This window comes from Microcella sp. (assembly GCF_030645145.1).
Lineage (GTDB): Bacteria > Actinomycetota > Actinomycetes > Actinomycetales > Microbacteriaceae > Microcella.
The window spans coordinates 1-10,332 of record NZ_JAUSMI010000053.1 but is presented as its reverse complement, the minus strand read 5'-3'; the positions used below and the strand labels follow the sequence as shown (position 1 = coordinate 10,332).

The following is a 10,332-nucleotide window of genomic DNA, read 5'->3' as shown; positions in this document are numbered from 1 at the left end:
CCGAGCTCGGCGCGCCGGGTGCGGCGGCGGAGCCCACTGCGCCCGCCGCGCCTCCCGCGCCCATGACCTCGGTCGCCTCGGTCGGCATGGCCGGGAGCACGCGCGTCGCGTCGAGCGACTCATCGGCGGGGCGGAAGGCGGGGATGCCCGCGATCGCGCGCAGCCGCTCGGCGCCCTCGCGCGCGGTCGGCCGGTCGCCGGGCTCTCGAGCGGTCATGGAGCGGATGAGCCCGGCCCACTCGGGGCCCATGTCGGGCGGGAGGAACGGGTCGCGGGCGAGTCGTGCAGCGGCCGACTCGACGCCCGTTCCGGGGAAGGCGCGCTCGCCCGTGAGGGCCTCGAGCAGGACGAGTCCCAGCGAGTACACGTCGCTCGCGGGGCCGACCTCGCCGCCGACGGCCTGCTCGGGGCTCAGGTAATGGGCGGTGCCGAGCACGGCGCCGGTCGCGGTGACCCGCGTCTCGTCGACGAGGCGCGCGATGCCGAAGTCGGCGAGCTTGGCGCGCGGGGCGGTGTCGGTGCCGTCGTGCGTGGGGACGAGGATGTTGCCGGGCTTGACGTCGCGGTGCACGATGCCGCGATCGTGGCTGTAGGAGAGGGCGTCGGCGACGGCGGCGCCGATGACGGCGACCTCCTCGCTCGGGAGGGGCCCGTCATCCATGGTCTGGCGCATGTCGTCGCCCTGGACCAGCTCGAGGATGAGCACCGCGCCGCCGTCTTCGGTCGTCGACGCGTCGAAGAGCGTCACGAGCCCGGGGTGGTTGAGGGAGGCGAGCATCGCCACCTCGGCCTGGTGCCGACTCATGTCGTCGCCGTCGGCGAGCTCGGGCTTGAAGATCTTGAGCGCGACGCGGCGGGGGAGCTGCTGGTCGGCGGCCTCGTAGACGGTGGCCATGCCGCCGCGGCCGATGAGCCGCTCGACGAGATAGCGCTCGGCTACGACGCTGCCGACGCGCTCGTCCGTCGGCTGCCCCTGCTGCGCCGTCTTCTCGGCCTGCTCGGCCTGTTCTACCCCCGTCACGGGGACTGATCGTACTCTGCGCGCCGGGCGTCCGTCAGGCCCCTGCTCAGCGCCCCCTCAGCGCCCGGGCCGCGCGGCGGCGATACAGTGGCGCCGTGGAGGCCGTCCTGCTGTACATCCTCGGCGTGCTCGTCGTCGTCGTCGGGCTCGTCGTCTCGATCGCGCTGCACGAGCTCGGGCACTTCGTGCCCGCGAAGATCTTCGGTGTGCGCATCGGTCAGTTCATGATCGGATTCGGCCGCACGATCGTCTCCTGGCGCCGCGGCGAGACCGAGTACGGGTTCAAGTGGATCCCGCTCGGCGGCTACATCTCGATGGCCGGCATGTACCCGCCGGTCGAGTCCGGCGGCCGCGCCCGCACGGCGTCGACGGGGTTCTTCCAGACCCTCGTGCAGGATGCCCGATCCGCCTCCGCCGACACGATCGTCGAGGGCGAGGAGCACCGCACCTTCTACCGGCTGCCGGTCTGGCAGCGCGTCATCATCATGCTCGGCGGCCCGCTCATGAACCTCGTGATCGCGATCGTGCTCTACGCCGTGCTGCTCGTCGGCTTCGGCATCCCGCAGCCGTCCACGACGCTCGGCAGCGTCTCCGAGTGCGTCCTCCCGGCGACGAGCGAGCGCCAGGAGTGCGAGCCGGGCGATCCTGCGGCCCCGGGCGCCGAGGCGGGGCTCCTGCCGGGCGACCGCATCGTGGCGATCGAGGGGGAGAGCATCCGCGAATGGGGCGACGTCACAGGAGTCGTGCGCCCCGCCGCGGGCCGGTCCCTGCCCGTCGTGATCGAGCGCGACGGCGCCGAGCGCACTCTCACGATCACCCCGCTGCTCATCGAGCGCTACGCGATCGACGCCGAGGGCGAGGTCGTCGAGGGGCCCGACGGCGAGCTCCTGACCGAGGAGGTCGGCTTCGTCGGCATCGCGCCCGCCTACGAGACGGTGCAGCAGCCGGTCGGCGAGGTGCTCCCGGCCGTCGGCGACAACGTGAGCGCGGTCGTCGGCATCATCCTGAACCTCCCGCAGCGCATGATCGACGTCGCCGAGGCCGCGTTCGGCCCCGACGAGCGCGATCCGAACGGACCGATCAGCGTCGTCGGTGTCGGCCGCATCGCGGGCGAGATCGCGAGCCTCGACACCGCGCCGGTCGCCGAGCGCGTCGCGAGCCTCGTGGGGCTCCTCGCCTCGCTCAACGTCGCGCTGTTCGTGTTCAACCTGATCCCGCTCATGCCGCTCGACGGCGGTCACATCGCGGGCGCCCTGTGGGAGGGGCTGCGCCGCGCGTTCGCGAAGGTCACCCGGCGCGCCGACCCGGGCCCGATCGATACCGCGAAGCTCGTGCCGTTCACCCTCGCGGTCGTCGTCGTGCTCGGCGCGATGAGCGCTCTGCTCATCTACGCCGACATCGTGAAGCCGGTCTCGCTCTTCTAATCGAGAGGGCGGATGCTCGGTGCAGGCCTCACGCCCGCTCGAGCAGGATCGCCTCGCCCTGACCGCCCCCGCCGCACAGGGCGATCGCGGCGCGGCGCGCGCGCCCCGCCGCGACCGAGTGGGCGGCGTGAACGGTGAGCCGAGCCCCGGAGGCCCCGATCGGGTGCCCGAGGGCGATCGCGCCCCCGTCGGGGTTGACGATCGCGAGGTCGAGGTCGAGATCGCGCGCCGACTGCAGGGAGACGGCGGCGAAGGCCTCGTTGATCTCGACGTGGTCGAGCTCGTCGGCCCGCCATCCGGCGCGCTCGAGGGCGCGGGCGATCGCGCGCGCGGGCTGCCCGTGCAGCGAGTTGTCGGGGCCTGCGACCTGGCCGTAGTCGACGACGCGCGCGAGGACGGTCGCGCCCTGCTCGCGGGCCCAGGACTCGCGGACGAGCACGAGCGCCGCGGCGCCGTCGCTCAGCGGCGAGGCGTTCCCCGCGGTGATCGTGCCGTCGGCCGCGAACGCGGGCCGCAGCCGGGCGAGCGACTCGACGGTGCTGTCGGCGCGGACGCCCTCGTCGTCCATGACCGTCGTCGACCCGCCGCGCGCGGGCACCTCGACGGGGGCGAGCTCGGCGGCGAAGCGGCCGGCGTCGCGCGCGGCCGCGGCGCGCTGGTGCGAGGCGGCGGCGACCTCGTCCTGCTCCGCGCGCGTGAGGCCGAGTCTGCCGACGTGCCGCTCCGTGCTCTCGCCCATCGAGATGCCGTCGGTCGTGTCGGTGAGTCCGTCGTGGGCGACCGAGTCGAGGGCGCTCACGGTGCCGTACGCCCAGCCGAGGCGGCTGCCGGGCAGCAGGTGCGGAGCGTTCGTCATCGACTCCTGGCCACCGGCGACGACGACGTCCGCGTCGCCGAGGCGGAGCATCCGCACCGCGTCGACGACGGCGACGGCGCCCGACAGGCAGACCTTGTTGAGCGTCATCGCGGGGACGGACCACGGGATGCCCGCGGCGCGCGCCGACTGGTGCGCAGGGTTCTGCCCCGCGCCCGCCTGCAGCACCTGGCCCATGAGCACGTGGCTCACCGCCTCGGGCGAGAGGCCCGACTCGGCGAGGGCCGCGGCGATCGCCGTCGTCCCGAGCTGCACGGCCGTGAGGGGGGCGAGAGCGCCGCGCGCGCGACCCTGGGGGGTGCGGGCGGCGCCGATGATGACGATGTCGTCGGACATGGGGAGGGCTCCTTCGCGCTCGTCCGCGCGCGTCGTGGGCGCTCGTGCGGATACGAACGACAGTACCGCCGCCGGGTCGGTAGGGTGCAGGTGCCGAGTCGATCTGTGAGCGGCAACGGGGCCGCACCGTCATCGACTCGGGAAGGGACGAGGTCGTGTCCATCGACAAGACCGTCGGATCGGCTCACGGGGCCGTCGCCGACATCCCGAGCGGGGCGAGCATCGCCGTCGGCGGGTTCGGGCTCTGCGGCATCCCGATGGTGCTCATCCAGGCGCTCCTCGATCAGGGCGCCGACGAGCTCAGCGTCGTGAGCAACAACTGCGGCGTCGACGACTGGGGGCTCGGCGTGCTGCTCGCCGCGCGCCGCATCCGGAAGATGACGTCGTCGTACGTCGGCGAGAACAAGGAGTTCGAGCGGCAGTTCCTCTCGGGCGAGCTCGAGGTCGAGCTCACCCCGCAGGGCACCCTCGCCGAGAAGCTGCGCGCCGGCGGATCGGGCGTCGCGGCGTTCTTCACCCAGACGGGCGTCGGCACGCCCGTCGCCGAGGGCGGACTGCCGCAGCGCTACGCACCCGACGGCGGCGTCGCGCTCGCCTCGGAGGCGAAGGAGGTCCGGCGCCTGCCGTACCGCGGCGCCGAGCGCGAGTTCGTGCTCGAGCCGGCGATCACGACCGACTTCGCCCTCGTCCACGCCGCCGTCGCCGATCGGCACGGCAATCTCGTCTTCGAGAAGTCGGCCCGCAACTTCTCGCCCCTCGCCGCGATGGCGGGCGGCATCTGCATCGCCCAGGTCGAGCGACTCGTCGAGCCGGGAGAGCTCGATCCGGATGCGGTGCACCTGCCCGGCGTGTTCGTCGACCGCGTCGTCGTCGTCGGCCCCGACATCGAGAAGCGCATCGAGCGCCGCACCGTGCGGTCGACGACGGAGGGGGAGTGACATGGCGCTCTCGAGAGAGCAGATGGCCGCGCGCGCCGCGCGCGAGCTCGCCGACGGCTCGTACGTGAACCTCGGCATCGGGCTGCCGACCCTCATCCCCAACGTCATGCCGCCCGGCGTGAGCGTCGTCCTCCAGTCCGAGAACGGCATCCTCGGCGTCGGCCCCTATCCGAGCGAGGATGCCGTGGACCCGGATCTCATCAACGCCGGGAAGGAGACGGTCACGATCGATCCCGGGGCCGCGTTCTTCGACTCGGCGCTGAGCTTCGGGATGATCCGCAGCGGCAAGATCGACGCGGCCGTGCTCGGAGCCATGCAGGTCTCGCAGTCGGGCGACCTCGCGAACTGGATGATCCCGGGGAAGATGGTGAAGGGCCCGGGCGGCGCGATGGATCTCGTGCACGGCGCTCGCCGCGTCATCGTGCTCATGGAGCACGTCGCGAAGGACGGCTCGGCCAAGATCGTCCGCGAGTGCTCGCTCCCGCTCACGGGGCGCGGGGTCGTCGATCGCATCATCACCGACCTCGCTGTCATCGACGTGACGCCCGACGGGCTCGTGCTCGTCGAGTGCGCGCCGGGCGTGAGCGTCGACGAGGTGCGCGCGGCGACCGAGCCCGAGCTCCTGCTCAGCCCCGTGCTCTAGTCTGGGCGGGTCCCTGAGGGGCGCCTCTCCGCGCCCGTGCTCCACCCGAAAGTCGAGTCGCCGTGCCTGCTGTTAATCTCGGAATGCCGAAGGTTCCCGAGGTGCTCGCTCCTCGCCGCAAGACCCGCCAGATCAAGGTCGGCAAGGTCATGGTCGGCAGCGAGCACCAGGTGAGCGTGCAGTCGATGACGACGACGCCGACGACCGACATCAACGGCACCCTGCAGCAGATCGCCGAGCTCACCGCGACCGGATGCGACATCGTGCGCGTGGCCGTGCCGAGCCAGGACGACGCGGATGTCCTGCACATCATCGCCAAGAAGAGCCAGATCCCGGTCATCGCCGACATCCACTTCCAGCCGAAGTACGTCTACCAGGCGATCGACGCCGGGTGCGCCGCGGTGCGCGTGAACCCCGGCAACATCCGCAAGTTCGACGATCAGGTCGCCGAGATCGCCAAGCGGGCGAAGGACGCCGGCGTGAGCATCCGCATCGGGGTCAACGCCGGATCACTCGACCCGCGACTGCTGCAGAAGTACGGCAAGCCCACCGCCGAGGCCCTCGTCGAGAGCGCCGTGTGGGAGGCGAGCCTGTTCGAGGAGCACGACTTCCACGACTTCAAGATCTCGGTCAAGCACAACGACCCGATCGTCATGGTCAAGGCCTACCGCCAGCTCGCCGAGCGGGGCGACTGGCCGCTGCACCTCGGCGTGACCGAGGCCGGCCCCGCCTTCCAGGGCACGATCAAGAGCGCGACGGCCTTCGGCATCCTGCTCGGCGAGGGCATCGGCGACACCATCCGCGTCTCGCTCTCGGCCCCGCCGGCGGAGGAGGTCAAGGTCGGGCTCAAGATCCTCGAGAGCCTCAACCTCCGCGAGCGCAAGCTCGAGATCGTCTCGTGCCCCTCGTGCGGTCGCGCCCAGGTCGACGTCTACACCCTCGCGGAGGACGTCACGAAGGGCCTCGAGGGCATGACCGTGCCCCTGCGCGTCGCCGTCATGGGCTGCGTCGTGAACGGCCCCGGTGAGGCCCGCGAGGCCGACCTCGGCGTCGCCTCCGGCAACGGCAAGGGCCAGATCTTCGTCAAGGGCGAGGTCATCAAGACCGTGCCCGAGAGCGAGATCGTCGCGACCCTCATCGAGGAGGCCAACCGCCTCGCCGCGTCGATGCCCGCGGGCGCCGTCGGCGAGCCCGAGGTCGTCACGGCCTGATCCGGCCGCCCGCGCACCGGTCGCGCGGGGCTGTCCCCTTGATGGGGGACTGAACCGCGCACCCGCGCGGTCACTACAGTGGGGTAATCGGCCGGGGGGCCGTTCTGACTACTTCGCCGGGGGGCGGCGGTAGGACTCGCGAGGGTCACCAGGGGGACCCTCTTGTCGTGCAGGTTTCCCGCTGCGCGCACTCGCGCGCGACGGGAAGGGCCTGCGAGCGACCCAAGCCCCCCTTGCCGTCGCTCGCAGGCCTGTTTCATTGTGCCCTGCGATCGCCCGATCCCCTCGAACGGGGGGTGCCGTGTCGGATGCCCGTCTCGCGCACGAACTAGGCTGAACGGGTGCCCACCCGCCTCTCCCAGCTCTTCGTCCGCACGCTCCGCGACGACCCCTCCGACGCCGAGGTCGCGAGCCACCGGCTCCTCGTCCGCGCCGGCTACATCCGCCGTCAGGCGCCCGGCGTCTTCGCCTGGCTGCCGCTCGGCCTGAGGGTCCGGCGCAAGGTCGAGGAGGTCATCCGCGAGGAGATGGCCGCGATCGGCGCCCAGGAGGTCCTGTTCCCCGCCCTGCTGCCGCGCGAGCCCTACGAGAGGACGGGCCGGTGGACGGCCTACGGCGACGGCATCTTCCGGCTGCAGGATCGCCGTGGAGCCGATTACCTGCTCGCGCCCACGCACGAGGAGGCCTTCACGCTGCTCGTCAAGGACCTGTACTCGAGCTACAAGGACCTTCCGCTGTCGATCTACCAGATCCAGGACAAGTACCGCGACGAGGCGCGGCCCCGCGCGGGCCTCCTGCGCGGCCGCGAGTTCTCGATGAAGGACGCCTACTCGTTCGACTACACCGACGCGGGGCTCGACGCCTCGTACCAGGCGCAGCGCGACGCCTACGAGCGGATCTTCACCCGGCTGGGGATGGAGTACGTCATCGTCGCGGCCGACAACGGCCTCATGGGCGGGGCGCGCAGCGAGGAGTTCCTGCACCCCACTCCCATCGGCGAGGACACCTACGTGCGCTCGGCGAACGGGTACGCCGCGAACGTCGAGGCGTACCGCTCCGCCGTTCCCGAGTCGCGCCCGATCGAGGGCCAGCCCGCCGCGCTCGTGTTCGACTCGCCCGGCACGCCCACGATCGCCACGCTCGTCGCCCTCCTCGAGGAGCGCCACGCCCGCGCGGGGGAGCCCTGGACGGCCGCCGACACGCTCAAGAACGTCGTCCTGCGCCTCACGCACCTCTCGGGCGAGACCGAGCTCGTCATCGTCGGGCTGCCCGGTGATCGCGACGTCGACATGAAGCGCGCCGAGGTCGCGTTCGCCCCTGCCGCCGTCGATGCGGCGACGGATGAGGACTTCGCGAAACACCGCGGCCTCGTGAAGGGCTACATCGGTCCGTGGTCGGTCGAGGGGCCCGTGCTCGGCGAAAGCTCGGTCACGGGCATCCGCTACCTGGTCGACCCTCGCATCGTCAACGGCACCGCGTGGGTGACGGGCGCGAACGAGCCGGAGAAGCACGTGCTCTCGCTCGTCGCGGGTCGCGACTTCGTCGCCGACGGCATCGCCGACATCGCCGAGGTGCGCGAGGGCGACCCCGCTCCCGACGGCTCGGGTCCGGTCGAGCTCGCGCGCGGCATGGAGATCGGTCACGTCTTCCAGCTCGGTCGGTACTTCGCGGAGATCCTCGACCTCACGGTGCTCGACGAGAACGGCAAGCGCGTGACGGTCACGATGGGCTCGTACGGCATCGGCGTGACGCGCATCCTCGCCGCGATCGCCGAAGCCAACCACGACGAGCGCGGTCTCATCTGGCCGCGCGAGGTCGCGCCCTTCGACGTCCACGTCGTCGCGACCGGCAAGGACCCGGTCGTGTTCGAAATCGCCGAGACCCTCGCGCGCCAGCTTGAGGAGCAGGGGGTCGATGTTCTGCTGGATGACCGTCCGAAGGTCTCGCCGGGCGTCAAGTTCGGCGACGCCGAGCTGCTCGGCGTGCCGCTCGTGGTCGTCGTCGGCCGGACGGCCGCCGAGGGCACCGTCGAGTTCTGGGACCGCCGCTCGGGCGAGCGCCGCGAGCTGTCGATCGCCGAGGTGCCCGAGGCGATCCGCTCCGCGGGGTGACGCCCGTCCGGTACCGTGGGAGTACCGACCCCGCTCGAGCAACGCGCGCGGGGAGTCGACCAATCGAATAGCGGAGGTACCCCACGTGGACATCGACCTGGCAGTCCTGAGGATGATGGAGCGCGAGCGGGAGATCCCGTTCGAGGAGCTCGTCCAGATCATCGAGCAGGCGATCCTCACGGCGTACCTCAAGCACACCGACCAGCCCGACCAGCGCGGCTCCGAGCAGCCGCAGCCCCGCGTCGAGCTCGACCGCAAGACCGGTCACGTCACCGTGTACGCGCCCGAGTTCGACGAGGAGGGCGCGCTCGTCGGCGAGGCGCCCGACAGCCCCGACGACTTCGGCCGGATCGCGGCCTTCGCGGCCAAGCAGGTCATCAACCAGCGCCTGCGCGACATCGGCGACGACAAGGTGCTCGGCGAGTTCAAGGGCCGCGAGGGCGACATCATCGCGGGCGTCATCCAGCAGGGCCCCAACCCGCGCATGGTGCACATCGACCTCGGCGCGATTGAGGCCATCCTCCCGCCCGAGGAGCAGGTGCCGGGCGAGGAGTACCCGCACGGCCAGCGCATCCGCGTCTACGTCACGAGCGTCTCGCGCGGGCTCAAGGGCCCGTCGATCACCGTGAGCCGCACGCACCCCTCGCTCGTCCGGCGCCTGTTCGCGCTCGAGGTGCCCGAGATCGCGAGCGGCGTCGTCGAGATCACCGCGCTCGCGCGCGAGGCCGGTCACCGCACCAAGATCGCCGTCCGCGCGACCGAGCCCGGCGTCAACGCGAAGGGCGCCTGCATCGGCGAGCTCGGCCAGCGCGTGCGCGCCGTCACCGCCGAGCTCGGCAACGAGAAGATCGACATCGTCGACCACTCCGACGATCTCGCGACGTTCGTGAAGAACGCCCTGTCTCCGGCGAAGGTGACCGACGCGTTCGTCATCGACCCCGCGACGAAGGCCGTCCGCGCCCTCGTGCCCGACTACCAGCTGTCGCTCGCGATCGGCAAGGAGGGCCAGAACGCCCGTCTCGCCGCCAAGCTCACTGGCGCGAAGATCGACATCCAGCCCGACTCCGTCATGGAGGACTGATCGACTCGCGCGACACGCCCGGCTCGGGCGATCGAGAGGCGAGGGGGTAGTATGGAACCCGTCAGAACGTGCATCGGCTGCCGTCGGCGCGCCTCCCGCTCCTCGCTACTGAGGGTGGTGGCTCGCGATGGAGCGGTCGAGCCGGATGCCCTGAGCCGCTTGCCGGGTCGGGGCGCGTGGGTGCATCGCACCCGCGACTGCGTCGAAACCGCGACTGCGCGGCGAGCTTGGGCTCGCGCGCTCCGTGTCGCTGGTCCGCTCGACGCGGGGCCGGTTCTGACGCACATCGGATCCGACGGATCCACGAGAGAACAGGCTGATCGGCTCTTGGACAACTAATGAGCGACTCGAAATGAGTTTCGTCAACCTCTAACGGTCCGCGCCTGCCTGGGAGCGGACCCCAGACAGGAGAATTGTGGCTGGAAAACCACGCGTGCACGAGATCGCTAGCGAGCTCGGCATCGAAAGCAAGGTCGCACTCGAGAAGCTCAAGGAGCTGGGCGAGTTCGTCAAGGGACCGTCGTCGACGATCGAGCCCCCCGTGGCGCGCAAGCTGCGCCAGGCGCTCGAGGCCGCCGGCGTGACCGCCCCCAAGGCCGCCGCGGCGCCCGCGCCGAAGGCCGCACCCGCGGCCAAGCCGGCCGCGCCGAAGGCCCCGGAGGCCGAGGCCCCCGCCGCTCCCGCGGCGCCGGC

10 protein-coding genes are annotated in these 10,332 nt (G+C 71.7%); 8 read left to right on the top strand and 2 right to left on the bottom strand.

The window, feature by feature from the left end:
• Positions 1-1,021, bottom strand: a 1,021-nt coding sequence (locus Q7T15_RS03265; protein WP_304693235.1) for a serine/threonine-protein kinase, incomplete at its 3' end; no start/stop codon positions are given.
• A gap of 95 nt (positions 1,022-1,116) precedes the next feature.
• Between Q7T15_RS03265 and Q7T15_RS03260 the strand changes: the two genes are divergently transcribed.
• Complete coding sequence (locus Q7T15_RS03260) at positions 1,117-2,445, top strand: RIP metalloprotease (RefSeq protein ID WP_304693233.1); 1,329 nt, start codon at positions 1,117-1,119, stop codon at positions 2,443-2,445.
• 28 nt (positions 2,446-2,473) lie between these two features.
• Here Q7T15_RS03260 and Q7T15_RS03255 read toward each other — a convergent pair whose 3' ends face one another.
• On the bottom strand, positions 2,474-3,655 hold the full coding sequence (locus Q7T15_RS03255; RefSeq protein ID WP_304693231.1) for an acetyl-CoA C-acyltransferase: 1,182 nt from the start codon (positions 3,653-3,655) through the stop codon (positions 2,474-2,476).
• Between the two features lie 155 nt (positions 3,656-3,810).
• Between Q7T15_RS03255 and Q7T15_RS03250 the strand changes: the two genes are divergently transcribed.
• From Q7T15_RS03250 to Q7T15_RS03220, 7 genes are all read left to right on the top strand, one after another.
• A complete protein-coding gene (locus tag Q7T15_RS03250) occupies positions 3,811-4,593 on the top strand; it encodes a CoA transferase subunit A (RefSeq protein ID WP_304693229.1) in 783 nt (260 codons plus the stop codon).
• Position 4,594: 1 nt separating this feature from the next.
• Positions 4,595-5,236 carry a CoA transferase subunit B gene (locus Q7T15_RS03245; RefSeq protein ID WP_304693227.1) on the top strand — a complete coding sequence of 214 codons (642 nt, stop codon included), beginning with the start codon at positions 4,595-4,597 and terminating at the stop codon, positions 5,234-5,236.
• A gap of 62 nt (positions 5,237-5,298) precedes the next feature.
• Entirely contained in the window at positions 5,299-6,447 is a 1,149-nt protein-coding gene (ispG, locus tag Q7T15_RS03240; protein ID WP_304693225.1) for a flavodoxin-dependent (E)-4-hydroxy-3-methylbut-2-enyl-diphosphate synthase, read from the top strand.
• A gap of 341 nt (positions 6,448-6,788) precedes the next feature.
• A complete protein-coding gene (locus Q7T15_RS03235) occupies positions 6,789-8,558 on the top strand; it encodes a proline--tRNA ligase (protein WP_304693223.1) in 1,770 nt (589 codons plus the stop codon).
• Between the two features lie 85 nt (positions 8,559-8,643).
• Entirely contained in the window at positions 8,644-9,639 is a 996-nt protein-coding gene (gene nusA / locus Q7T15_RS03230; protein WP_304693221.1) for a transcription termination factor NusA, read from the top strand.
• A gap of 51 nt (positions 9,640-9,690) precedes the next feature.
• Positions 9,691-9,978, top strand: coding sequence for a YlxR family protein (locus tag Q7T15_RS03225; RefSeq protein WP_304693219.1), 288 nt, complete (start codon positions 9,691-9,693; stop codon positions 9,976-9,978).
• Positions 9,979-10,072: 94 nt separating this feature from the next.
• The coding region (locus tag Q7T15_RS03220; RefSeq protein WP_304693217.1) for a translation initiation factor IF-2 N-terminal domain-containing protein at positions 10,073-10,332 on the top strand (260 nt) is incomplete at its 3' end.

What these genes read in the sequence shown, in the direction of transcription:
- Q7T15_RS03245 (WP_304693227.1), top strand. Translation starts at nt 4,595, where the DNA reads ATGGCGCTCTCGAGAGAGCAGATGGCCGCGCGCGCCGCGCGCGAGCTC.
- Q7T15_RS03255 (WP_304693231.1), bottom strand. Translation starts at nt 3,655, where the DNA reads ATGTCCGACGACATCGTCATCATCGGCGCCGCCCGCACCCCCCAGGGT.
- Q7T15_RS03225 (WP_304693219.1), top strand. Translation starts at nt 9,691, where the DNA reads ATGGAACCCGTCAGAACGTGCATCGGCTGCCGTCGGCGCGCCTCCCGC.